At 75.9% G+C, this 23,101-nt stretch carries 23 protein-coding genes and 3 riboswitches; of the genes, 12 read left to right on the top strand and 11 right to left on the bottom strand.

The annotated features are described in order from the left end of the window. Positions 1-67 precede the first annotated feature (67 nt). From BKA05_RS05250 to BKA05_RS05265, 4 genes are read right to left on the bottom strand one after another with little or no spacing between them, the layout of a single operon-like run. Complete coding sequence (locus BKA05_RS05250; protein ID WP_179530483.1) at positions 68-1,060, bottom strand: zinc-binding dehydrogenase; 993 nt, start codon at positions 1,058-1,060, stop codon at positions 68-70. A 1-nt stretch (position 1,061) separates the two neighbouring features. Then, positions 1,062-1,829: an SDR family oxidoreductase gene (locus tag BKA05_RS05255; protein WP_179530484.1), complete on the bottom strand. Its 768-nt coding sequence runs from the start codon at positions 1,827-1,829 to the stop codon at positions 1,062-1,064. Further along, positions 1,826-3,235: a GntP family permease gene (locus BKA05_RS05260; protein ID WP_179530485.1), complete on the bottom strand. Its 1,410-nt coding sequence runs from the start codon at positions 3,233-3,235 to the stop codon at positions 1,826-1,828. The genes BKA05_RS05255 and BKA05_RS05260 overlap by 4 nt, the downstream gene beginning before the upstream one ends. Before the next feature lie 56 nt (positions 3,236-3,291). After that, complete coding sequence (locus BKA05_RS05265; RefSeq protein ID WP_415836766.1) at positions 3,292-3,819, bottom strand: gluconokinase; 528 nt, start codon at positions 3,817-3,819, stop codon at positions 3,292-3,294. Positions 3,820-3,916: 97 nt separating this feature from the next. Here BKA05_RS05265 and BKA05_RS05270 point away from each other — a divergent pair, with 97 nt between their 5' ends. Beyond that, positions 3,917-4,630 (top strand): FCD domain-containing protein, encoded by a 714-nt coding sequence (locus BKA05_RS05270; RefSeq protein ID WP_179530486.1) that lies wholly within the window; start codon positions 3,917-3,919, stop codon positions 4,628-4,630. Between the two features lie 10 nt (positions 4,631-4,640). On the opposite strand, the gene BKA05_RS05275 is transcribed toward BKA05_RS05270, so the two are convergent. Next, positions 4,641-4,895 (bottom strand): hypothetical protein, encoded by a 255-nt coding sequence (locus BKA05_RS05275; protein ID WP_179530487.1) that lies wholly within the window; start codon positions 4,893-4,895, stop codon positions 4,641-4,643. 121 nt (positions 4,896-5,016) lie between these two features. Further along, a riboswitch (cobalamin riboswitch) is annotated at positions 5,017-5,155 on the top strand. Positions 5,156-5,183: 28 nt separating this feature from the next. Between BKA05_RS05275 and cobN the strand changes: the two genes are divergently transcribed. Genes cobN through BKA05_RS05305 form a run of 6 tightly spaced genes read left to right on the top strand, consistent with a single transcriptional unit; the run spans position 5,184 to position 12,636 of the window. Next, on the top strand, positions 5,184-8,843 hold the full coding sequence (cobN, locus tag BKA05_RS05280) for a cobaltochelatase subunit CobN (protein ID WP_179530488.1): 3,660 nt from the start codon (positions 5,184-5,186) through the stop codon (positions 8,841-8,843). Beyond that, the gene (gene cobF, locus BKA05_RS05285; RefSeq protein ID WP_179530489.1) at positions 8,840-9,616 is read left to right on the top strand and encodes a precorrin-6A synthase (deacetylating); all 777 of its coding nucleotides are present in this window, start codon (positions 8,840-8,842) and stop codon (positions 9,614-9,616) included. The genes cobN and cobF overlap by 4 nt, the downstream gene beginning before the upstream one ends. Beyond that, complete coding sequence (locus tag BKA05_RS05290) at positions 9,613-9,960, top strand: hypothetical protein (protein WP_179530490.1); 348 nt, start codon at positions 9,613-9,615, stop codon at positions 9,958-9,960. Before cobF ends, BKA05_RS05290 begins: the two co-directional genes overlap by 4 nt. Then, complete coding sequence (locus BKA05_RS05295; protein ID WP_179530491.1) at positions 9,957-10,508, top strand: 2'-5' RNA ligase family protein; 552 nt, start codon at positions 9,957-9,959, stop codon at positions 10,506-10,508. The genes BKA05_RS05290 and BKA05_RS05295 overlap by 4 nt, the downstream gene beginning before the upstream one ends. Further along, positions 10,505-11,902 carry a cobyric acid synthase gene (locus BKA05_RS05300; protein ID WP_179530492.1) on the top strand — a complete coding sequence of 466 codons (1,398 nt, stop codon included), beginning with the start codon at positions 10,505-10,507 and terminating at the stop codon, positions 11,900-11,902. Before BKA05_RS05295 ends, BKA05_RS05300 begins: the two co-directional genes overlap by 4 nt. Beyond that, complete coding sequence (locus tag BKA05_RS05305; RefSeq protein ID WP_179530493.1) at positions 11,899-12,636, top strand: cobalt-precorrin-6A reductase; 738 nt, start codon at positions 11,899-11,901, stop codon at positions 12,634-12,636. Before BKA05_RS05300 ends, BKA05_RS05305 begins: the two co-directional genes overlap by 4 nt. Here BKA05_RS05305 and BKA05_RS05310 read toward each other — a convergent pair. Then, positions 12,575-13,516 carry a cobalamin biosynthesis protein gene (locus tag BKA05_RS05310; RefSeq protein ID WP_179530494.1) on the bottom strand — a complete coding sequence of 314 codons (942 nt, stop codon included), beginning with the start codon at positions 13,514-13,516 and terminating at the stop codon, positions 12,575-12,577. The genes BKA05_RS05305 and BKA05_RS05310 overlap by 62 nt on opposite strands. 32 nt (positions 13,517-13,548) lie before the next feature. Here BKA05_RS05310 and cobU point away from each other — a divergent pair, with 32 nt between their 5' ends. After that, positions 13,549-14,088 (top strand): bifunctional adenosylcobinamide kinase/adenosylcobinamide-phosphate guanylyltransferase, encoded by a 540-nt coding sequence (gene cobU, locus BKA05_RS05315; RefSeq protein WP_179530495.1) that lies wholly within the window; start codon positions 13,549-13,551, stop codon positions 14,086-14,088. Between the two features lie 53 nt (positions 14,089-14,141). On the opposite strand, the gene BKA05_RS05320 is transcribed toward cobU, so the two are convergent. Genes BKA05_RS05320 through BKA05_RS05335 form a run of 4 tightly spaced genes read right to left on the bottom strand, consistent with a single transcriptional unit; the run spans position 14,142 to position 16,961 of the window. Continuing rightward, complete coding sequence (locus BKA05_RS05320) at positions 14,142-14,882, bottom strand: adenosylcobinamide-GDP ribazoletransferase (protein ID WP_179530496.1); 741 nt, start codon at positions 14,880-14,882, stop codon at positions 14,142-14,144. Positions 14,883-14,893: 11 nt separating this feature from the next. Further along, positions 14,894-15,943, bottom strand: a complete 1,050-nt coding sequence (cobT, locus tag BKA05_RS05325; RefSeq protein ID WP_179530497.1) for a nicotinate-nucleotide--dimethylbenzimidazole phosphoribosyltransferase — start codon at positions 15,941-15,943, stop codon at positions 14,894-14,896. After that, positions 15,940-16,728, bottom strand: a complete 789-nt coding sequence (locus BKA05_RS05330) for a CbtA family protein (protein WP_343045528.1) — start codon at positions 16,726-16,728, stop codon at positions 15,940-15,942. The genes cobT and BKA05_RS05330 overlap by 4 nt, the downstream gene beginning before the upstream one ends. 8 nt (positions 16,729-16,736) lie before the next feature. Further along, positions 16,737-16,961 (bottom strand): CbtB domain-containing protein, encoded by a 225-nt coding sequence (locus tag BKA05_RS05335; RefSeq protein WP_179530498.1) that lies wholly within the window; start codon positions 16,959-16,961, stop codon positions 16,737-16,739. A 215-nt stretch (positions 16,962-17,176) separates the two neighbouring features. Further along, a riboswitch (cobalamin riboswitch) is annotated at positions 17,177-17,360 on the top strand. Positions 17,361-17,417: 57 nt separating this feature from the next. Here BKA05_RS05335 and BKA05_RS05340 point away from each other — a divergent pair. Genes BKA05_RS05340 through BKA05_RS05355 form a run of 4 tightly spaced genes read left to right on the top strand, consistent with a single transcriptional unit; the run spans position 17,418 to position 21,302 of the window. Then, positions 17,418-18,320 (top strand): nitrite reductase, encoded by a 903-nt coding sequence (locus BKA05_RS05340; protein ID WP_179530499.1) that lies wholly within the window; start codon positions 17,418-17,420, stop codon positions 18,318-18,320. Then, positions 18,317-19,009 carry a precorrin-8X methylmutase gene (locus BKA05_RS05345; RefSeq protein WP_179530500.1) on the top strand — a complete coding sequence of 231 codons (693 nt, stop codon included), beginning with the start codon at positions 18,317-18,319 and terminating at the stop codon, positions 19,007-19,009. The genes BKA05_RS05340 and BKA05_RS05345 overlap by 4 nt, the downstream gene beginning before the upstream one ends. Beyond that, positions 19,006-20,535 (top strand): precorrin-2 C(20)-methyltransferase, encoded by a 1,530-nt coding sequence (locus tag BKA05_RS05350; RefSeq protein WP_179530501.1) that lies wholly within the window; start codon positions 19,006-19,008, stop codon positions 20,533-20,535. The genes BKA05_RS05345 and BKA05_RS05350 overlap by 4 nt, the downstream gene beginning before the upstream one ends. Continuing rightward, positions 20,532-21,302 (top strand): cobalt-precorrin-4/precorrin-4 C(11)-methyltransferase, encoded by a 771-nt coding sequence (locus BKA05_RS05355; RefSeq protein WP_343045529.1) that lies wholly within the window; start codon positions 20,532-20,534, stop codon positions 21,300-21,302. The genes BKA05_RS05350 and BKA05_RS05355 overlap by 4 nt, the downstream gene beginning before the upstream one ends. On the opposite strand, the gene cbiE is transcribed toward BKA05_RS05355, so the two are convergent. Next, the gene (cbiE, locus tag BKA05_RS05360) at positions 21,275-22,933 is read right to left on the bottom strand and encodes a precorrin-6y C5,15-methyltransferase (decarboxylating) subunit CbiE (protein ID WP_179530503.1); all 1,659 of its coding nucleotides are present in this window, start codon (positions 22,931-22,933) and stop codon (positions 21,275-21,277) included. The two genes, BKA05_RS05355 and cbiE, sit on opposite strands and share 28 nt — an antisense overlap. A 16-nt stretch (positions 22,934-22,949) precedes the next feature. Then, a riboswitch (cobalamin riboswitch) is annotated at positions 22,950-23,093 on the top strand. Positions 23,094-23,101 lie beyond the last annotated feature (8 nt).

Here is a 23,101-nt window from a genome sequence, read left to right on the forward strand (position 1 = left end):
TACAAGGCATGAGAGCGAGACGGCGCCAACGCGGGACGGGGGCGAGCAACCTCGTCCCGCTGTGTCCTCAGAACCGCAGCAGCACCTTCCCCGAGACCGAGGCGTTCCGCGCGGTGCCGAAGGCGTCGAGGACGCCGGCGGTGTCGGTGACGTCGACCTCGTGGGTGATCGCGGCGTCCAGGGCGAGCCCGGAGCCCAGGGCAGCGACGACGTCGTCGATCTCGTCGCGGAACCGGAAGCTGCCGACCAGCTCGAGCTCGCGGGTGATGGCCTGGGCCAGCAGCGTGGGCTGCTCCCCGGCGGGCTGCAGACCGACCATCACGACCCGGCCGCCGCGGCGGGTGGCCCGGATGGCCGAGGCGAGCCCGGGGCGGGAGCCGGAGCACTCGAGGGCCACGTCGACGTCCAGGCCCACCTCGGTGAGCCGGGGGTCGTCCGCGGCGAGCGTCGAGGTGGCGCCCAGGTCGGTGGCGATACGCCGGGGCAGGTCGTGCAGGTCCACGGCGACCACCTCGGCCGCGCCGTGGGTGCGCGCGGCGGCGACCGAGAGCGCGCCGATGGGCCCGCAGCCGATCACGAGCACCCGGCGGTCGCGGACGTCGCCGGCCCGGGCCAGCCCGTGCCAGGCGACGGCAGCCGGCTCGCAGAGGGCGGCGCTGCGCAGCGACACCGCGTCCGGGAGGGGCCGCAGCATCGCCGCGGGCAGCGCCACCCGCCGGGCGAAGACGCCCGGGGTGTGGGGGAGCAGCGCCGCCGACCCCAGGTAGGAGTCGTGGGTGGCGGGGTGGACCGTCACCGGCGTACCGAGCGCCGGGCCGGTCCCGTCGGCGGCCGCCACGAGGACGGTGCCGGACATCTCGTGGCCCAGGACCATGGGCTCGCGCAGGATCGAGAGTCCGGCGGCGCCGTGGGTCCAGTAGTGCAGGTCGGAGCCGCAGATCCCGCCGTACGCGACGGACACGACCGCCTCGCCCGGGCCGGGCTGCGGCTCGGGGACCTCCTCGACGCGCAGGTCGTCGGCGGCGTGCGCGACGACCGCCAGGTTGGGCCCGGCGGCCACCTCAGACCACCGCCGTCATGCCGCCGTCGACGAACAGCACCTGCCCGTTGACGAACGCCGCGGCGTCGGAGGCCAGGAAGACCGCCGGACCCACGAGGTCCTCGACCCGGCCCCATCGGGCGGCGGGCGTGCGGCCGCGGACCCACCCGTCGAAGGCGGGGTCGTCGACCAGCGCCTGCGTCATCTCGGTGTGGATGTAGCCCGGCGCCAGCGCGTTGACCTGCAGACCCGCCGAGGCCCACTCCGCGCACATGGCGCGGGTGAGGTTGCGCAGCCCGCCCTTGGCCGCGGTGTACGGCGCGATGGTCGGCCGCGCCAGGTCGGCCTGGACAGAGGCGATGTTGACGATCCGACCCCCGCCGCGCGGCACCATGTGCCGCGCGACGGCGCGACCGACCACGAAGGCGCTGGTGAGGTTGGTCGCCAGCACCCGCTCCCAGTCGGCCAGGTCGAGCTCGAGCAGCGGGACGCGGTGCTGGACGCCGGCGTTGTTGACCAGCACGTCGATCGGCCCGACCCGCTCCTCGAGCTCGTCGACGGCCAGCGTCACGGCGGCCTCGTCGGTGACGTCGAAGTCGCGGGCCAGCACCCGCCCCTCGCCGTGCGTCGCCGCCAGGCTCGCCCGGGTCTCCTCCAGGACCGCGGTGTCGCGACCGTTGAGGACCACCCGGGCGCCCGCGGCCAGCATGCCGTCGGCGAGCGCCCGGCCGATGCCGCGGCTGGAGCCGGTGACGAGCGCGGTGCGCCCGCCGAGGTCGGTCCCGGTCATGCGATGCCCGCCGCCACGCCGTAGATCGCCAGCGCGCCGACGAAGCCGACGACGCCGATCAGGGCCTGGCCGACGGTCCAGGTCTTGAGGGTGGTGGCGGTGTCCATCCCGAAGAACCGGCTGACCAGCCAGAACCCGGAGTCGTTGACGTGCCCGGCGAAGACCGAGCCCGCCGCCAGGGCGAGGACCATCGCGGCCAGCTGGCCGGCGTTGAGGTCGGTGGCCGCCTGGACGGCCGGCTGCACGAGCGCGGCGGCCGTGGTGAGCGCGACCGTGGCCGAGCCCTGCGCGATGCGCACGATGGCGGCGATCACGAAGCCGGCGACGATCAGCGGCAGGCCCAGCGACTCCAGCGACTCGGCGATCGCGCCGCCGATGCCGGTCGCGCGCAGGACGCCGCCGAACATGCCGCCCGCGCCGGTGATCAGGACGATCGCGCAGATCGGGCCCAGGGCGCCGTCGACGACCCGGTCGACCAGGCCGCGGTCGCGGCCACGGCGCCAGGCCAGCACGTACATCGCGACGAAGACGGTGATCAGCAGGGCGACGGGGGTCTCACCGAGCAGGCGCAGACCGCGCACCCAGCCGTCCTCGAGGGAGACGACCTCGGCGGTCGCGAGGGCGTTGAGGCCGGTGTTGAGGAAGATCAGGACCAGCGGCAGGGCCAGCAGCGACAGCGTCGTGCCGACGGTCGGGTCGCTGCGGAAGGCCGCGGCGTCCTCGTCGTGGTCGCTGCCGCGGAGGATCTCGGGAACGGGCAGGTCGTAGGTGCGGCCGACCCAGCCGCCGAAGATGCGGCCGACGATGACCCACGCGGGCACGGCGATCAGCAGGCCGAGGATCACGACCAGGCCCACGTCGGCACCGAGCAGGCCGGAGGCCGCCACTGGGCCGGGGTGCGGCGGCACGAAGATGTGCATGACCGAGAACGCCACCGCGGCGGGGAACGCGTAGGTGAGCACCGACCCGCCGAGGCGGCGGGCGACGGCGAAGATGATCGGCAGCATGACGACCAGGCCGGCGTCGAAGAAGATGGGGAAACCCATCAGCAGCGAGGCGATGCCCAGCGCCAGGGGAGCGCGGTCCTCGCCGAAGCGCTGCACGAGCGCGTCGGTCAGCACCTGCGCCCCGCCGCTGAGCTCGAGCATCCGGCCGAGCATCGCGCCCAGGCCGACGAGGAGGGCGACCGAGGCCAGGGTCCCGCCGAAGCCGGAGAGCATCGTGGGCACCACCGCCTCGAAGGGGACGCCGGCGGCCAGCGCGGTCAGCGCACTGACGAGCACCAGGGCCAGGAAGGCGTGGACGCGGGCGCCGATGATCAGCACCAGCAGCACCGCCACGGCGGCGGCGGCGAGCCCGAGGAGGCCGGCGGTCGGCAGCTCCCAGGTCAGCTCGAGGTCGGTCATGGGTGGTGCTCCTGCTTCTGTGGGTGGGTGTGGGGGGTGGGTGGTGGTGGGGGGGGTCAGGCGTTCAGGTCGCGGGCCACGGTGGCCACGAGCGCCTCGACGGTGGCCTCGACGTCGACGCGGACGCCGGGCTCGTCGGGGTCCAGTGCCTCGAGCGCGCGCTGCTGGGAGGCCTGGAGGGTGGGGGGCATGAAGTGGCCCTCGCGGGCGGACTGACGCATCGCGATGAGCGACGCCTCGCCGTCGAGGTGCACGAAGCGCAGGCCCGGCGCCCAGGACCGGAGACGGTCGCGGTAGGCCCGGCGCAGCGCCGAGCAGCTCATCACGCCCCCCTCGGGGTGGGCGGCCAGCCACTCGCCGACGACGTCGAGCCAGGGCCAGCGGTCCTCGTCGGTGAGGGGCTCACCGGCGCTCATCTTCGCGATGTTGGCCGGCGGGTGCAGGTCGTCGGCGTCGGCGAAGGGCACCCCGAGGTGCCGGGCGAGGGCCGCCCCGACGGTGGACTTGCCGCTCCCGGAGACGCCCATCACCACGACGGGTCCGTGGGCGTCGACGAGGCCGTCACGCTGTGCTGCTGTGGTCACGATCACAGGAAAACCGATAAAGACAGACTTTTGCAAGTGTTTCGTTCAAATTCGGCAGAGCATTCCCTTCGAGCGGACCGGATGAGAGGATCCGTCCGTGACCTCCACCCCGCGCCACGCCACGCTCGGGGGCCGGCACGCCGACGTCCTCGACGCACTCGGCGGCGACATCGCCGCCGCCCGGCTCGCCGCCGGGGAGGTGCTCACGGTGGAGGGGATCTGCGCGCGGTACGCCGTGTCGCGCAGCGTCGCCCGGGAGGCCGTCCGGGTCCTCGAGGCGATGGGCATGCTCGCGGCGCGCCGCCGGGTCGGCATCACGGTGCAGCCGCGGACCGGCTGGAGCGTCTTCGACCCCCGGCTGATCCGCTGGCGCCTGGACCACGGGGACCGAGCCGAGCAGCTGCTGTCCCTCTCGGAGCTGCGCCGCGGCGTGGAGCCGGCGGCCGCCGCGCTGGCGGCGGCCCGCGCCGACGCGGAGCAGTGCAGGGCGCTCGCGGGCGCGGTCTCCGACATGCAGGTCCACGCCCGCACCGGCGACCTCGAGCCCTACCTGCGGGCCGACCAGACCTTCCACCGGGTGCTGCTCGAGGCCAGCGGCAACGAGATGTTCGCGGCGTTGGTCGACGTCGTGGCGGAGGTGCTCTCCGGGCGCACCCAGCACGGCATGATGCCGGCGCGCCCGAACCCCGAGGCGGTCGCGCTGCACGACGACGTCGCCCGCGCCGTACGGCTCGGGGACGTGGCGCTGGCGCAGGTCGCGATGACCTCGATCATCGACGAGGCGGCCGACGCCCTGGCGGCGGGCCGCTAGGGGCTGCCCGTCAGCGAGGAGCGGTGGCCGCTGCGGGGTCGGGCGGGGCGGCCAACTCGAGGACGTCGCGCAGGGCCGCGGTCAGCGACTCCAGCTCGGCGGCGTACGCCTCGGAGGTCAGCCGCTTGGCCTTGAGCTCACGGCCCAGGGAGAGGGCCACGAGCCGGACCCGGCCCGAGGTGGCGGGGTCGGTCCGCTCGACCCGTGCCGCTGTGCGTTCGAAGTCCAGTCGTGCCGCCGTGGCGCGTGCGTCGGTGTCGATCATGCGTCGTCCCACCCCTCCCGGAATCGTGTCGTCGTGTGGTGCTCGACCAGCGTAGGTCGCGCCGGCCCCACATGCCGATTCTCGAAGGGGTGACGTCGTCGACGTGCTCCCCGAGGGACCCGGGGAAGCCATGCCCTAGGGTGACGCCACACGTCTCGTGGTGACCAGGAACCCGGTGAGAGTCCGGGGCGGTTCCGCCACTGTGAGCACCCGGTCCGCCGGGTGCGAAGCCAGACACTGGCCACGGGACCTCCGTCGAGCAGGGGCGAGAACCCCGAGGAGAAACCCATGGGCGAGAGCCGTCGTGCGCGCATCGCGCTGCTGTCCACCTCCGACACCGACCTGCTGTCCGCGCGGGCGAGCGGGGCCGACTTCGTGCTGGCCAACCCCTCGCGACCCGGCCACCGGTCGATGGCCGAGACGATCGAGGGCTGCGACCTCGTCGTGGGGCGGCTGCTCGGGTCGCCGCAGGACCTGTGCAGCGGCTTCCTCCGGGTCCGCGAGACCGGGATGCCGGTGGTCGTGCTGGGCGGGGAGCAGCAGCCCAGCGCCGAGCTGATGGAGCTCTCCTCGGTGCCGATCGGCGTGGCCGCCGAGGCCCACCGCTACCTCGCCGAGGGCGGTCCGGAGAACCTGCGCCAGCTGCACGCGTTCCTCTCCGACACGGTGCTGCTCACCGGCGAGGGGTTCGAGCCGCCGGTCGAGGTGCCCCAGTGGGGGATGGTCGAGCGGGTCTCGACGAGCCCGACCACCGGGCAGGAGATGCCGCGTGTGGGGGTGCTGTACTACCGCGCCCACCACGTCGCGGGCAACGACGCGTTCGCCCACGCGTTGGCCGACGCGATCGACGCCACGGGTCAGGCGGTCGGCGTACCGGTGTTCGCCGGCTCGCTGCGCTCCGCGCCCGACGAGCTGTACGCCGCGCTCGGCACCCTCGACGCCCTCGTGGTCACCGTGCTGGCCGCGGGGGGCACCACACCGGCGGGCGCGAGCGCCGGCGGGGACGACGAGGCGTGGGACGTGGAGCGGATGCGGGCGCTGGACATCCCCGTCCTGCAGGGCCTGTGCCTGACCAGCAGCCGCGCGGAGTGGGAGGCCAACGACGACGGCGTCTCGCCGCTGGACTCCGCGACCCAGGTCGCGATCCCGGAGTTCGACGGGCGGATCATCACCGCGCCGTTCTCGTTCAAGGAGGTCGACCCGCAGGACCCGGCGGGCCTGCCGCGCTACGTCGCCGACGGCGAGCGCTGCGCCCGGGTCGCGCGGATCGCGGTCAACCACGCCCGGCTGCGCCACGTCCCGCCCGCCGAGCGACGCCTGGGGCTGGTGCTCTCGGCGTACCCCACCAAGCACAGCCGGGTCGGCAACGCCGTCGGCCTCGACACCCCGGTCTCGGCGGTGCGGCTGCTGCGCCGGCTGCGCGAGGAGGGGTACGACCTGGGCCTGGAGGATCCCGCCGCCGTGGTCACCCGGGTGCTGGCGCTGGCCGACGACCCCGAGCGCAGCGACGCCGAGGCCGGGGACGCGCTGATCCACGCCCTCATCGACGCCGGCGGTCAGGACGAGGAGTGGCTGACCACGGCGCAGCTCACCGACGCGCACGTGCGGATCACCCCCGAGCAGTACGCCGCCTGGACCGCCGACCTCGACGCCGGGCTGCGCCATGAGATCGAGCAGGCCTGGGGCCCCGCGCCGGGCACGCTGTTCCGCAACGACGACGGCGAGCTGGTGCTGGCCACCCTGCGCGCCGGGAACGTGGTCCTGCTCATCCAGCCGCCCCGCGGCTTCGGCGAGAACCCGGTCGCGATCTACCACGACCCCGACCTCGCCCCGAGCCACCACTACCTCGCCGCCTACCGCTGGCTGGAGGCCGCGCAGGAGGCGGGCGGCTTCGGGGCGCACGCGCTGGTGCACCTGGGCAAGCACGGCTCCCTGGAGTGGCTGCCGGGCAAGAACGCCGCGCTGTCGGCGGCCTGCGCGACCGACGCCGTGCTCGGCAACCTGCCGCTGGTCTACCCGTTCCTGGTCAACGACCCCGGCGAGGGCGCCCAGGCCAAGCGCCGGGCGCACGCCACGATCGTCGACCACCTGGTGCCGCCGATGGCGCGGGCCGAGAGCTACGGCGACATCGCCCGTCTCGAGCAGCTGCTCGACGAGTACGGCAACATCGCCGCGATGGACCCGGCCAAGCTGCCGGCGATCCGTGGCGAGATCTGGCAGCTGATGAAGGCGGCTGAGATGCACCGCGACCTCGGCCTGGAGGAGCGTCCCGAGGACGAGGAGTTCGACGACTTCCTGCTCCACGTCGACGGTTGGTTGTGCGAGATCAAGGACGCCCAGATCCGCGACGGCCTGCACGTGCTCGGCCAGGCGCCGGACGGCGAGGCCCGGGTCAACCTGGTGCTCGCGATCCTGCGGGCCGCCCAGGTGTTCGGCGGTCAGGAGCAGGCGGTGCCGGGCCTGCGCACCGCACTGGGGATGAAGGCGGACGCGGCGACGGCGGTGGTCGACGAGGTCGAGGGGCGGGCCCGCGGGCTGGTGCTGGCGATGGAGGCCGCCGGGTGGGACCCCGCGGTCGCCTCGACGCTGCACGACGACCCGGAGGTGCGACGGGTGCTGGAGTTCGCCGCGGAGCAGGTGGTGCCGCGGCTGCGGCGCACGACCGACGAGCTCGATGCGGTGCTGCACGCCCTCGGTGGCGGGTTCGTCCCGGCCGGCCCGTCGGGCTCGCCGCTGCGCGGCCTGGTCAACGTGCTGCCGACCGGTCGCAACTTCTACACCGTCGACCCGCGCGCGGTGCCGAGCCGCCTGGCCTGGCAGACCGGGCAGGCGCTGGCCGAGGGGCTGCTGCGCCGCCACGTCGAGGACACCGGCACCTATCCGCGCTCGGTCGGGCTGTCGGTCTGGGGGACCTCGGCGATGCGCACCTCCGGCGACGACGTCGCGGAGGTGCTGGCGCTGCTGGGCGTGCGGCCGGAGTGGGACGAGGCCTCGCGCCGGGTCCGTGAGCTGGTCGTGGTGCCGCTGGAGGAGCTGGACCGTCCCCGCATCGACGTGACGGTGCGGATCTCGGGGTTCTTCCGCGACGCCTTCCCGCACGTCGTGGCGATGCTCGACGACGCGGTGCGGATGGTCGCGGCCCTGGAGGAGCCCGACGACCTCAACTACGTGCGCGCCCACGCGCGTGCCGACCTCGCCGAGCACGGCGACGAGCGGCGCGCCACCACCCGGGTCTTCGGCTCCAAGCCCGGGTCCTACGGCGCGGGCATCCTGCAGGTGGTGGAGTCGCGCGACTGGCGCAGCGACGCCGACCTCGCCGAGGTCTACACCGCGTGGGGTGGCTTCGCCTACGGCCGCGACCTCGACGGTCGCCCGGCCGCGGAGGACATGCGCACGGCGTACCGGAGGATCCAGGTCGCGGCCAAGAACGTCGACACCCGTGAGCACGACATCGCCGACTCCGACGACTACTTCCAGTACCACGGAGGCATGGTCGCGACCGTCCGCGCGCTGACCGGGGCCGACCCGCGGGCCTACGTCGGCGACTCCACCAGCCCCGACGCCGTACGGACCCGCACCCTGCAGGAGGAGACCAACCGCGTCTTCCGGGCGCGCGTGGTCAACCCACGGTGGATCGCGGCGATGCAGCGGCACGGCTACAAGGGGGCCTTCGAGCTGGCTGCGACCGTCGACTACCTCTTCGGGTTCGACGCGACGGCCGGGGTGGTGCACGACTGGATGTACGCCTCCCTCGCGCAGGAGTACGTCCTGGACGACACCAACCGGGCCTTCATGCGCGCCTCCAACCCGTGGGCGCTGCGCGGCATCGTGGAGCGGCTGCACGAGGCGGTCGACCGGGGGATGTGGGCCGAGCCCGACCCCGACCTGCTCGCCCGGATGCAGGAGGTCTACCTCGAGACCGAGGGGGACCTGGAGGACCGCGGATGAGCGGCGTGGGGGCAGCGCGGCGCGTCCGGGTGGTCGGCATGGGGATGGGACCCCAGCACCTCACCCCCGAGGCGGTCGCCGCGCTGCGGTCGGTCGACGTGGTCCTGGCCTTCGAGAAGAGCACCCACGACCCGCTGCTGGCGGCGAGACGGGCGATCTGCACCGCCTACGGACTGCCCCTCGTCGTCGTCGAGGACGCCCGCCGCGATCGCCGCGAGGGACTGGACGAGCAGGGGTACGCCGCCGCGGTGACCGCCTGGCACGAGGAGCGGGCGGCGCGCTGGGAGCGGGCCCTGCGGGAGCACCCCGGTGACGTGGCGCTACTGGTCTGGGGCGACCCCGGTTTCTACGACTCGACCCTGAGGCTGCTCGACCGGCTCACCCGGCGGCTGCCGCTCGACGTCGACGTCGTGCCCGGGGTCAGCAGCCTGTCGCTGCTCGCGGCGCGGCACCGGATCGTGCTCCACGACGTGGCCCGTCCGCTGCACGTGACGACGGGGCGGCGGTTGCCGGAGGCGCTGGCCCAGGGGCAGCGCAACGTCGCCGTGATGCTGAACCGGCGCATCGAGCTCGACGGCCTCGGCCTCGAGGACTGGTCGATCTGGTGGGCCGCCAACCTCGGCGCGGCCGGGGAGCAGGCGGTGGCCGGACGGGTCGGCGACGTCCTGCCGGCCATCGGGGCCGCCCGGGAACGGGCCGCTGCCGTCGACGGGTGGGTGATGGACGTGTACCTGGTCCGTGCACCCGACCCCGTCCGCGAGGAGGGCGCGTGACTCTCCCCGACCGCGACCTCCTGCTGTGCCGCGACTGCTGCTGCGGCTCGCCCGACAAGCACCCCGACGTCGACCACGACGCCCTGCGCGACGACCTGCTCACCGGCGCCGGCCGTGTCGACGGAGCCCAGGTGCGGGTGCGCGTGGTCGACTGCCTGGCCCAGTGCGACCGCAGCAACGTCCTGCTGGTCAGGGACTTCGCCACCGGCGGGCGGCCCCACGACACCTGGCTGGGCCAGGTGCTGGACCACGACACCGTCGGGGCCGTCCTGCGCTGGGCGGCCGTCGGCGGACCGGTACCACCGGACCTGGCAGGGCTGGCCTTCGCCCAGGTGCGCCGGTGACCGGCCACACCACCGGCCACACCACCGGCCACACCTGCCTGGCGGTCCCGGTCCCGGCCCTGGAGGAGTGGGTCCGGGAGCGCACGGCGCACTACGACCAGAGCTTCGTCTCCGCCGACCCGGCCTTCGCGCACGCCCACCTCACGCTGCTCTCGCCGTGGGTCCCCGCGCCCTCGCCCGCGGACCTGCGGCGGGTCGGCGACGTGCTCGCGGAGGTCGGCGCGTCCACGGTGACCCTGACCTCGGTCGCGGTCTTCGCCGACGGGCTGGTGCACGCGGTGCCCGAGCCGGACGGGCCGCTGCGCGAGCTCACCGCGGCCCTGGTCGAGGCGTTCCCGGCGTACCCGCCCTACGGGGGGAGGTACGGCGAGCCGACCCCGCACGTGACGTTGGACCGCGTGGGGCCGCAGGTCGGCCTCGGCTCGGTCCGCGCCGCGCTCGGGGACCTGCTGCCCGCGGAGCTCGTGGTGGACCGGGTCGACCTGCAGTGGTGGGGCAACGACGCGTGCCGCCGACTGTGCACCTGGCCGCTGGGCGGCGCCGGGTGACCGGGCTGCTGGTCGCGGGCACGACCTCCGACGCCGGCAAGAGCCTGGTGGTGACCGGGCTGTGCCGCGCGCTGGCCCGGCGGGGCGTCCGCGTGGCGCCGTACAAGGCGCAGAACATGTCCAACAACTCCATGGTCGTCGACGGGGCGGACGGCGCCGGCTCCGAGATCGGCCGCGCCCAGTGGACCCAGGCGCTGGCCGCCCGGGCCGTCCCCGAGGTGGCGATGAACCCCGTGCTGCTCAAGCCCGGGGGAGAGCGGCGCAGCCACGTGGTGGTGATGGGTCGTCCGGGCGGCACGGTCTCCTCGCGGGACTGGAAGACCGGACGCCGGCACCTGGCCGCAGCCGCACATGCGGCGTACGCCGACCTCGCCTCGCGCTACGACGTCGTGGTCGCCGAGGGCGCCGGCAGCCCGGCGGAGGTCAACCTGCGGGCCGGTGACTACGTGAACATGGGGCTCGCGCGCGCCTTCTCCCTGCCCACCGTGGTGGTCGGCGACATCGACCGGGGCGGTGTGCTCGCGGCGTTCGTCGGCACCCGTGAGCTGCTCGACCCCGCGGACCGGGCGCTGCTGGCGGGCTGGGTGGTCAACAAGTTCCGCGGCGACCCGACCCTGCTGCGCCCGGGCCTGGAGGAGCTGGAGCGGCGCACCTCGCTGCCCGTGCACGGCGTGCTGCCGTGGCGGCCCGACGTGTGGCTGGATTCCGAGGACGCCCTGGACCTCGAGGGACGTGCGGCGGGCACCGGTGGCGATGCCCGCCGGGTCGTCGTGGTGCGCTTCCCGAGGATCTCCAACTTCACCGACGTCGACGCCCTCGCTCTCGAGCCGGACCTCGACGTCGTCTTCGCCTCCGGGCCCCGCGACCTCGGCGACGCCGACCTCGTGGTGCTGCCCGGGACCCGGGCGACCCTGGAGGACCTGGCCTGGATGCGGGCGCGCGGCCTGGACCGGGCGGTGCTCGACCACGCCGGCCGCGGCCGGCCGGTGCTCGGGATCTGTGGCGGGTGCCAGGTGCTGGGGCGAGTGGTCCGCGACCCGATCGGGATCGAGGGGGCCGCGGGCGCGGTGGTCGACGGGCTGGGGCTGCTCGACCTCGAGACGGAGTTCGGCGAGGAGAAGGTGCTGCGACGTCACGAGCCGGCGGGCTACGAGATTCACCACGGGCGGGTGCGCGGCCGGCTCACCGCCGGGTCGGTGACCGGGACGATGGTCCACGGGGCGCTGGAGGACGACGCGGTCCGTGCGGCCTACCTCGCCGAGACCCTGGGGGTGACGTCGCGGACCTCGTTCCCCGCGGCACGGGAACGGCGCCTGGACCTCCTCGGGGACCTCGTCGAGGAGCACCTCGACGTCCCCGCCCTGCTCTCCCTGGCCCGCGGCGGCACCCGGTGAGGGTCCTTCTGCTCGGCGGGACCGCGGAGGCGCGGGAGCTCGCCGCTGCCCTGGTCGCCGACGGCCTGGCGGTCGAGACGTCGCTGGCCGGGCGGGTCGCGCGACCCCGGCTGCCGGTCGGGCAGGTGCGGATCGGGGGGTTCGGCGGGGTCGCCGGCCTGGCGGCGTACGCTGCGGGGTTCGACGTCGTCGTCGATGCCACCCACCCCTTCGCCGCGACGATCTCGGCGCACGCCGCGCAGGCCGTCCCCGGCGGGCGGCTGCTGCGGCTGGCCCGGCCCGGGTGGAGCGACCCGACAGGGTCGTGGCACCTCGTGGCGGACCACGACGGGGCCGCGGCGACCGCGGCAGGGCTCGGGGCACGGCCGCTGCTCACCGTGGGCCGTCAGCACCTGGGGGCCTTCACCGGGCCGCTGGCCGGGCACGCCGTGCTGGCGCGGGTCGTGGACCCGCCCGAGGTCGAGGTGCCCCGGGGCTGGCGGCTGCTGCTGGACCGGGGGCCCTACAGCCACGAGAGCGAGCGGGCGCTGCTGCGCCGGCACCGTGCCGACGTCCTGGTGACCAAGGACTCCGGCGGCGCGCACACGTGGCCGAAGATGGCCGTCGCCGCCGAGCTCGGCGTGCCCTGCGTCGTGGTGGCGCGCCCCGCGCCAGCGGCGGGCGTGCCGGTCGTCAGCGCGGTCGGGGACGCCGTCGCCTGGGTGCGGGCAGCCAACGGGCCAGGCCCGCGGTGAGGACCAGCGCCCCGACCCCCACCCGGCCGGCGAGTCGGCGGGCCCGGTGGACGTCGTGAGCCGCCGGCGCCGGCCCGTCGCCGAGGCGGGGGCGCTGCTCGGTGCGCTCGCCGTAGGTCGTCTCGCCGCCGAGGGTCAGCCCCAGCGCCCCGGCGAACGCGGCCTCCACCGGCCCGGCGTTGGGGCTGGGGTGCGCGGCCGCGTCGCGTCGCCAGGCCCGCGCGGCGCCGGCCCTGTCCGGCCCGGCGACGACGGCCAGGGCAGCGGTGAGCCGCGCGCCCGGGAGGCCGAGCACGTCGTCGAGGCGGGCGGAGGCCCAGCCGAACCGCTCGTGGCGCGGGGTGCGGTGACCGACCATCGCGTCCAGGGTGTTGGCCGCCCGGTGGCCCAGCAGCCCCGGGACCCCGAGGAGGGCGCCCCACACCAGGGAGCCGACCACGGCGTCGGAGGTGTTCTCCGCGACCGACTCCACGGCGGCCCGGGCGACGCCCGCCGCGTCGAGCCGCGTGGTCGTGCGCCCCACGATCCGGCCGACGCGCGCCCGGGCCGCGTCCAGGTCGCCCTCGTCCAGCAGTCGCTGCACCGCGCGGGCCTCGCGGTCCAGGCTGGTGCCGCCCAGGACCGTCCAGGTCGCGAGCGCCGTCGCGCCCGCCTGCACCCAGGGTGGCGCTCGGTGCTCGAGCAGGGCCGCGGGCACGGTCACCCCGCCGACCAGCGCGAGGGTGTACGCCGCGCCCGCGCCCCGTTCATCGCGCCACAGCCGCTGCTCGAGCAGGCTCGCGGCGGTGCCGAACCATGCGACAGGGTGGTGCCGTGCGGGATCGGCCCACACCAGGTCGGCGGCGTACCCCAGCAGCAGGCCCACGGCGCGGGCGCTCATCCGCGCTCCGTGCAGGAGACCGGAGGTGGCAGGTGAAGGTGCTGGTGACCGGCGGCGTCCGGTCGGGCAAGTCGCGGCATGCCGAGGAGCTGGTGCTCACCGTCGCCGGGGACGGGCCGGCGACCTACGTCGCACCCGGGCCCACGACCGACCACGACCCCGACCCGGACTGGGCGGCGCGGGTCGCGGCACACCGGGCGCGCCGGCCGGCCGCGTGGGGCACCGTCGAGACCCGCGACGTCGCCGCGGCCCTGCGTGAGGGGTCGGCACCCGTGCTGGTCGACTGCCTCGGCACCTGGCTGACCGGGGTGCTCGACGAGGAGCGGGCCTGGGAGCGGTCGGCCGCTGAGCTCGCGGAGCTGCTGGAGCGGCGTACGGACGAGGTGCTGGCCGCGCTTGCGGCCACCGAGCGCGACGTGGTGCTGGTGACCAACGAGGTCGGTCTGGGGGTGGTCCCGGCGCACCGGTCGGGCCGGGTCTTCCGGGACCTGCTCGGCACGCTGAACCAGCGGGTCGGGAGGGCCTGCGACGAGGTGCACCTCGTGGTCGCGGGCCGGACCCTGCGGCTGTGACCCCTCGACCGTGCGCGAGTGACGCCTCGGCCGTGCGCGGGTGACGTCCCGGCTCATGCGAGGGTCAGCAGCAGGGCGGCCAGCGAGATCTCCACGCCGGCGCCGAGGACGTCGCCGGTGACTCCGCCCAGGCGGGTGGTGCAGCGACGGAGGAGGAGCACCGTCGCGACGGCCGCCACCAGCACGGCCGCGCCGGCCGGCACCGGGCCCGCGAGCGTGGCGAGGAGGGCCGCGAGGAGCAGCCAGGAGGTCGCCGCCAGTGGTACCGGGACGGTGCCGGCCACCGTGGCCCCCAGGCCGTCGGAGCGCGCCGAGGGGACCGGGCGGGCGCAGCCGGTCGCCAGCGCCACCCGCGACCCCAGCACGCAGCCGGCCGCGAGGAGGCAACCGGAGGTCGAGCCGGAGAGGACGGCGAACCCGGTGGCCTGGAGGCCGGCCACCAGCACGACCGCGAGGGTCCCGGCGGGGCCGGAGGTCCCGGTGCGCATCACGGCCAGGGACCGCTCCCGGTCGTAGGAGGCGGTCAGGCCGTCGGCGACGTCGGAGAGGCCGTCCCAGTGCAGGGCTCGGGTGCCGAGCGCCAGCACCAGCACGGCCAGCAGGCCGCGCGCCGGCGCCGCGAGGTCGAGTGCGGCGGTGGAGACCAGCAGCACGCCGACGGCGACGCCGAGCGGGAGCACCGCGGCCGGCGCCGCCAGCATGGCGCGGCCGGCGACGCGGGGGTCGACCCGGCGTGGGGCCGGCACCGGCACGGTGGTGAGGGTGCCGAGCGCGAGCAGCAGCGGGTCGCGCACGGGCCCGATCCTCAGGTCAGGACCTCGGAGAGCAGGGCGGTTCCGCGCAGCAGCGCGGCCGCCGAGCGCACCACGGGCACCGCCGCCACCGCGCCGCTGCCCTCGCCGAGCCGGAGCCCGAGGTCGAGGAGCGGCTCGAGGCCCAGCTTCGCCAGGGCCAGCGACTGGGCCGGCTCGGTGGAGCGGTGGCCGGCGGCGAACCAGCCCGCGGCGCCGGGCGCCAGGCGCTCCGCGAGCAGCGCGCACGCCACCGACATCAGCCCGTCGAGCAGCACCGGCACGCCCAGGGCCGCCGCCTCGGCCAGGTAGCCGGTCGTCGCCGCGAGGTCCGCCGAGCCGAGCGCGGCCAGGCAGTCCACGGGATCGTCGTGGCGACCGCGGGTGCGGGCCAGGGCGGTCGCGACGACGTCGGTCTTGCGGGCCAGCCCGTCCTCGTCGACCCCGGTGCCGCGACCGACGACCTCCTCGGCGGGCAGCCCGAGCGCCGCGGCGACCAGGGACGCGGCAGGGGTGGTGTTGCCGATGCCGAGGTCTCCGCCGAGCAACAGCCGGCCGCCCGCGGCGCGCTCCTCGCGGGCGACCGCGCGACCCAGCTCCACCGCGGTGACCGTCTCCTCGCCGGTGAGGGCGTCCTCCACGTGGATGGCGCCCGACCCACGTCGGACCCGGCGCCCGGTGACCGACGGGGGCAGGTCGGCGAGGTCGTCGTCGACGGCCACGTCGAGGACCCGCACGCTCACGCCGTGGGCTGCCGCGAGCGCCGAGACGCCGGCGCGCCCGGAGGCGACGGTGCGGACCATGGCCGGCGTCACCGCGGCGGGGTACGCCGAGACTCCGTGGGCCGCGACGCCGTGGTCGCCGGCGAAGACGGTCAACCGCACCTCGCCGGTCCGGCGCAGGTCCGGCGGCGGCACCTCGCCGGTGGTGGCGCTGAGCCAGACGGCCAGGTCGCCCAGCCGCCCCAGCGCTCCGGCCGGGGTGGCCAGGGCGGCCAGCCGATCGACCGCGGACGCGCGGGCGCCGGCGTCGGGGGGCCGGACCGCCCCGGACGTCGCGCTCACAGCGAGGCCGCCAGCTGCCGGCGTGCCACCTCGTGCCGGGCCCTGGCCGAGAGACGGCCCACGAGGCCGGTCAGCACGAGCCCCAGCACCGCCCACAGTGTCGTCTGCACGACCAGCGACGCGGTGCGGAACGCCCACAGGACCCCTGCGGGGTAGGCGCCGACGTCCTCCCCGGCCGGCAGCAGCACGCCGACGGAGACGACCAACGCGAGGTACCCGGTCCCGGCGGCGACCGAGGCGGCGTACCCGTCCAGGTGCCGGGCCAGGCGGACGGCGGCGACGACCGCCAGCACGGCCAGCACGAGCGAGAGCGCGGCGAACCCGAAGTAGGCCGCGGTCCGCTCACCGATGGTCTCGCCCGAGCCGACAGCCGGCGGGTTGGCGGGGTACTTCGAGAACGGCACGAGGGTGAAGGAGACGAAGCCGACCAGGGCGACGACCGCAGTGGACTGGGCGGCGCTCAGGGACCCCAGCCGGCCCACGGCGTAGGCCGCACCCAGGGCCACCAGGCCGCCGAGGGCGAGCCCGACCAGCACCGTGGACAGCCACAGGCCCACGGTGCGCTGGACGGTGCGGCTCACGACCGCGTCCTCCTCGGCGTGGGAGTGGGCAGGGGTGCTCTCGGCGTGGTCGTGGCCGGGCGGCGCGGTGGACTCCAGGGCGATCGCCTGCTCCACGGAGGGTTCGCCCACCTGGTGGGCGACGGCGAACGTGACGAGGCCGGCCAGCAGGCCGGCGAGCAGTCCTCGGACGAGGAGGGCGCGCGCGGGCACGGGGGTGCTCACGGGTGCGCTCAGTGGCAGGGGTAGCCGAGGAGGTGGCGACCGTCGTGCGTGAGCTCGTGCACGAAGGAGCCCGACGGCACCGAGACGGCGCCCTGGTCGACGCCGACGAAGAAGAGCACCAGCAGCCCGAGGGTGGCCAGGAGCACGGTCCAGGGGGCGAGCTCGCGCAGCGGGACGGGAGCGAGCTGCTCGGAGAGCGGGGCGGCCGAGATGGGCAGGGCAGACTGCGACATGGGTCCTCCTCAGGGATGACTGCGTCCCTGGTCGATGGGGATGGAAGCAGGCGATCGGGTCTGACTCCCACCCACCGACCAACCGTCGTACGACGGCTCGCGGAGGGCGGTCACAGTAGCGCGACTGTGCCGGATTCCCACCGGCTTCCTCACACCTGCTCGCCGAAGACTAGGGCATCGGTGGCCGGACGGGAACGAGGCGTCCGGCACGGTGTTGGTACGGTCCTCGGGCCAGTCACTGGGAACCCGGTGAGAATCCGGGACTGACGCGCAGCGGTGTGGGTGACGGGCCGGGCAGCACGCCACTGGTGGGTCCCCTCGGGCGAGGGGAGCCGCTGGGAAGGCGCCCGGTGCCGAGTGATCCCGAGTCCGAAGACCTGCTGGCCCTTGCGGCAGCCGCCGTGAGGTCGCAGACGGGCTTCGCGGACGAGCCCGGACCTCGAAGGAGCTGGCCTCGTGCCCGTCGTGTCCCCCCGTCACCGAGCCGATCGGTGCCCCGCACTCTTCCGCCCCTGGCCGGCCGACGACGGCCTGCTCGTGCGCCTGCGCCTGGTCGGCGGGCGCATCCCGGTGTCGCGGCTGCGCGCGCTGCTCGACATCGCCGAGCGGTGGGGCGATGCCCGGGTGCACCTGACGACGCGGGCCAACCTGCAGCTGCGTGGTCTCCCTGCCGCGGCCACCGGTGCCGGTGCCGGTGGTGGGGAGCAGGTGGCCGCCGAGGTGGTCGGTGCCGTGCTCGCGACCGGCCTGGTCCCCAGCCGCACCCACGAGCTCGTGCGCAACGTCCTGGTCTCACCCCAGACCGGGCTGGCCGGCGGTCGCGCGGACCTGCGCCCGGTGGCCCGGGACCTCGACCGGCTCCTGTGCGGCTCGCCCGCGCTGGCCGCGCTGCCCGGCCGGTTCCTCTTCGTGCTCGACGACGGCCGGGGCGACCTCGCCGACCGCGAGTGCGACCTCGGTCTGACGGCGTTGGACGACCGCACCGCCCAGCTGCGCTGCGGTGGGCCCGACCCGTCCCGGTGGGGCCCGGTCGTGCCGCTGGCCGGGGCGCCCCGCGCGCTGGTGGCGCTCGCCGAGGAGTTCCTGCGGCGGCGGGGGAGCGGCCCACGCGCGGCCTGGCACGTCGCCGAGCTCGGCGCGCCGCTCCTGCCCGTCGCGACGGCCGACCCACGGGCCGTGGTGTCCTCCCCGCCGCTGGTCCACGGTGCCGTGGCCGGCGGCGTCCACGTCCACATCCCGGGCGGGGCCCTCGACGATCGGCTGATGGGCGACGTGGAGGCCGCCGCCGGGTTGGGGACCGATGTCGTCGTGACCCCGTGGCACGGCGTGCTGGTGCCGGGAGCGGGGGCGGCGGCATGAGCGACACCCTCGACCCCCTCGGCTCCTGGGAGCCCGTCGCGCCCGAGCGGCGCTACGACTACGTCACCGACGGGCCGGCGATCTACGTCGACTCCTTCGCCACGATCCGGCGCGAGGCGGACCTGTCGCTGGTGCCGCCCTCCGCCGAGCGGCTGGCGGTGCGGATGGTGCACGGGTCGGGCCAGGTGGACCTGGTCAGCGACCTCGTCGTCCACCCCGACGTGGTGCCGGCAGCGCGAGAGGCGCTGGAGGCCGGGGCACCGGTCCTCTGCGACGCGCGCATGGTCGCCGTCGGCGTCACCGCCTCCCGGCTTCCCCGGGGCAACGAGGTGCGCTGCGACCTGCACGACCCGAGGGTCCCGGCGCTGGCGGCCCGGTGGGGGACCACCCGCACCGCAGCGGCGGTGTCCCTGTGGGAGCCGGTCCTGGAGGGTGCGGTCGTCGCGATCGGCAACGCGCCCACCGCGCTGTTCCACCTGCTGGAGATGATCCTGGCCGGCGGCCCCCGGCCGGCCGCGGTCGTCGGCTGCCCGGTGGGCTTCATCGGTGCCGCGGAGTCCAAGCAGGCGCTGGTCGACCTGCGCCGCGACCACGGCATCGACCTGCCGTTCGTCACCGTCCGCGGGCGCCGCGGTGGCTCGGCGATGTGCTCCTCGGCGGTCAACGCCCTGGCCCAGGAGGCGGAGTGAGCGCGGGGGAGGGGCGGGGCCGCTTCTGGGGCGTGGGCGTCGGCCCGGGCGACCCCGAGCTGGTCACGCTCAAGGCCGCGCGGCTGATCGGCGCCGCCGACGTCGTGGCCTACCACGCGGGCGTCGGGAAGCAGTCGAACGCGCGGCGGATCGCCGCCGACCTCATCCCCGACGGGTGCGTCGAGGAGTGCCTGACCTACCCGGTCACCACCGGCTCCACCGCCCACCCGGGCGGGTACGCCGGAGCACTGGCCGACTTCTACGCCGAGGCGGCGGCCCGGTTGGCGGCCCACCTCGACGCCGGGCGCGACGTGGTCCTCCTGGCGGAGGGGGACCCGCTGTTCTACGGGTCGTTCATGTACATGCACGACGCGCTCGCCGAGCGGTTCGAGACCGTCGTGGTGCCCGGGGTCCCCGCCTTCGCGGCCGCCACCGCGGCGGTCGCCTGGCCGCTGGTGCGTCAGACCGACGTGCTCACCGTGCTCCCCGGCACCCTCCCCGAGCCCGAGCTCGCACGTCGACTGGCCGACACCGACGGTGCGGTGATCATGAAGCTCGGCCGGACCTTCCCGGCCGTCCGCCGCGCCCTGGCGGCCGCCGGCCGGCTCGAGCACGCGATGTACGTCGAGCGGGCCTCCACCGGCGCCGAACGGGCGATGCCCGTGGCCGACGTCGACCCCGGCACCGTGCCGTACTTCTCGCTCGTCGTGGTCAACGGCGACTCCGTGCACGGCACCGGCCGTCGCGACGCCGCACCGGTCCGGACGGTCGCGGACCCGCAGGTGCGCCCGGCGCACGAGCTGGTCGTGGTCGGGCTGGGCCCTGGGCCCGACGGCTGGCTCACCCCCGAGGCGAGCCAGGCGCTGGCGGGGGTCGACCACGTCGTCGGCTACGCGCCGTACGTCCACCGGGTGCCGCAACGCGCCGGCCTGACCCGGCACGCCTCGGGCAACGGGGTGGAGATCGACCGGGCCCGCGCCGCGCTGGACCTGGCCCGGTCCGGCGAGCGGGTCGCGGTCGTCAGCGGTGGCGACGCCGGGGTCTTCGGGATGGCCACCGCGGTCCTGGAGGCGGCCGACGACCCGGCGTACGACGGCGTCGACGTGCGCGTCGTGCCGGGACTCTCGGCCGTGCAGGCTGTCGCCGCGAGGGCGGGGGCGCCGATCGGCGGGGACTTCGCGGTGGTGAGTCTCAGCGACCGGCTCAAGCCGTGGTCGGTGGTCGAGCGGCGGCTGCGGGCGCTGGCCGAGGCCGACCTGGTGGTGGCGGTCTACAACCCCGCCAGTCGCAGCCGCACCGAGCAGGTCGTGGCCGCCCAGAAGCTGCTGCTGGAGCACAAGACCCCCGACACCGTGGTCGTGGTCGGGCGCGACGTGGGCCGGGCCGAGGAGTCGCTGGTGGTGACCACGCTCGCCGGGCTCGACGCCGGGTCGATCGACATGAAGTGCCTGGTGCTCGTCGGCGCCTCGAGCACCCGCGTCGACCGCGCCGGCCGGGTCTGGACGCCGCGGTGGGTCCAGCCGTGAACCCTGTCCACGTGGTGGGCGCCGGCCCGGGCGCCGCGGACCTGCTGACCCTGCGGGCGGTCGAGCTGCTGCGCCGCGCTGACGTGGTGCTCTACCCCGGCACCTACCTCGACGCCGAGGTGCTGGGCCACTGCCGCGACGGTGCCCGCCTGGTCGACACCGCGGGGCTGGACCTCGACGCGATCGTGGACGAGCTGGTCGCCGGTCACCTCCGCGGCGAGCGGGTGGTGCGGCTCGTCTCCGGGGACCCCTCGCTCTACTCCGCGCTGCACGAGCAGTCCCGCCGTCTCGATGCCGCGGGCGTGCCCTGGGAGGTGGTGCCGGGGGTGCCGGCGTACGCCGCTGCCGCGGCGCGGGTCGGCCGCGAGCTCACCGTCCCGCTGGTGGCCCAGTCGGTCGTGCTGACCCGCACCCAGGCACGCTCGACCGCGATGCCGGACACCGAGCGGTTGGAGTCCTTCGCCGCCACCGGGGCCACCCTGGTGCTGCACCTGGCCATCACCCGGGTGCGCGACCTGATGGAGCGGCTGCTGCCCACCCACGGCCCGGACTGCCCGGTCGTGGTCGTGCACCGGGCCTCCCAGCCCGAGGAGCTGGTGCTGCGTGGGACGGTCGCGACGATCGCCGCCCCCGTGGAGCAGGCGGGGCTGAGACAGGCGGCCGTCGTGCTGGTCGGCCGGGCGCTGGCCGGGGCCGGTGGCAGCGGTGACCCGGTGCCGGGGGCCGGTGAGTCCTGGCTCTACTCCGCCGACCGACCGCGCACCTGAAGGCTCCACTGGACCACGGTGCGCGAGGGCTCCCAGCCGGTGAACGAGGCCAGGGGCGCGGCGTGCTCGACGGCGATCCTGGTCAGCTCGCCCCCGTGGCGGGCGTGGGCGGCGGCCAGCAGCGACTCGGTCTCCACGGTCACCCCGTGGACCACGAGCCGCCCTCCGGGACGCAGCGCCGCCAGGCAGCGATCGAGGAGTCCCGGAGCCGTGGCGCCGCCGCCGACGAAGACCGCGTCCGGCGCGGGGAGCCCGGCCAGCGCGTCGGGCGCACTGCCCTCGACCACCTCGAGGTCCGGTACGCCGAGGCGTGCGGCGTTGGCGCGCACCCGCCCGGCGCGGGCCGGGTCCCGCTCGACGGCGACCGTGCGGCAGGTCGGGTGCGCGCGCATCCACTCGATGCCCACCGACCCGGCCCCGGCGCCGAGGTCCCACAGCAGCTCCCCGGGGCGCGGCGCGAGCCGGGACAGGGCGCTGGCCCGCAGGTCGCGCTTGGTCAGCTGCCCGTCGTGCTCGAAGACGTCGTCGGGCAGTCCGGGCGCCCACGACGCCGGGGCCCAGGCCGTGGGGGAGTCGCCGGCGACCTCGAGGCACAGCACGTGCAGCGCCGGCACGTCGTGGTCCCACGCGGCGGCGGTGCCGGCGTACCTGCTCTCGTGGGGAGCGCCGAGGTCGGCCAGCGCGGTCAACCGGGTCGCCGCGTGGCCGCTGCCGACCAGCAGCCCGGCGACGGCGGCGGGGGTCGAGGCGTCCGAGGACAGCACGACCACGCGCCGACCCGGCGCCAGCTCGCGCAGCACCCGCTCCACCCTGCGGCCGACCACCGTCACGACCGCGCAGGCGTCGTGGGCCCAGCCCATCCGGGCCCGCGCCAGCGCCACCGACGAGACCGCCGGCACCACGTCGACGCGCTCGGGTCCGAGGAGGCGCACCAGGGTGCCGGCCACGCCGGAGACCAGTGGGTCGCCCGAGGCCAGCACCACGGGCTCGGCGGCGGCGTGCTCCGCCAGCAGCCCGACCAGGCTCTCCCCGAACGGCCGCCCCCACGGCTCGCGGCGCTGCCCCTCGACCGGCGGCAGCAGGTCGAGCTGGCGCGGCGAGCCGAGCACCACCGGTGCGGCGGTGAGTCGCTGCCGCACCGGCTCGGGCAGGCCGCCCCAGCCGTCGGCCCCCACCCCCACCACGACCACCCGCGGCCCTCCCGCGAGCAGCGCCGGCAGCACGTGGTCCCGGGTCAGCGGGGCCAGGGTGGTGCCGGGGGGCACGACCGGGTCGTGCGGGTCCACCCAGCACAGCTCCTCGATCTCCCCGGCGGGGACGGGCTCGCCGGGCAGCTGCGCGGTGAGCACCGTCGAGACCACGCAGTGCCCGGGCTCGTTGGCGGCCGGCGCGGTGAAGCGGCCCAGGGGAGCGGGGTCCCGGACGACCAGCCCCACCTCCTCGCGGACCTCTCGCACGGCCGCGGCCACGGCGCCCTCACCCGGCTCGAGCTTGCCCCCGGGCAGCATGAACGACGTCGTGCCGCGCTTGCGCACCGACAGCACCCGACCCTCCGCGTCGCGCAGGCACAGCGCGGCCACCACGATCGGCTCCGTCGGAGGGACCGGATGGTGGGCCGCGGGGGAGGTCACGGGCGGCGAGGCTATCGTGTGCCCGCAGCCTCGAGGTGCCCCGTGAGGGGAGAATCTGGGAAGCCGGTGGAAGTCCGGCACAGGCCCGCTGCGGTGACCGGTCGCACCCACCAGGTGCGGCACCGGAAGTCCGAAGACCGGCCTCGGGGCGTTCTGTCCGTTGGCGTA

This window comes from Nocardioides marinus, assembly GCF_013408145.1.
GTDB lineage: Bacteria > Actinomycetota > Actinomycetes > Propionibacteriales > Nocardioidaceae > Nocardioides > Nocardioides marinus.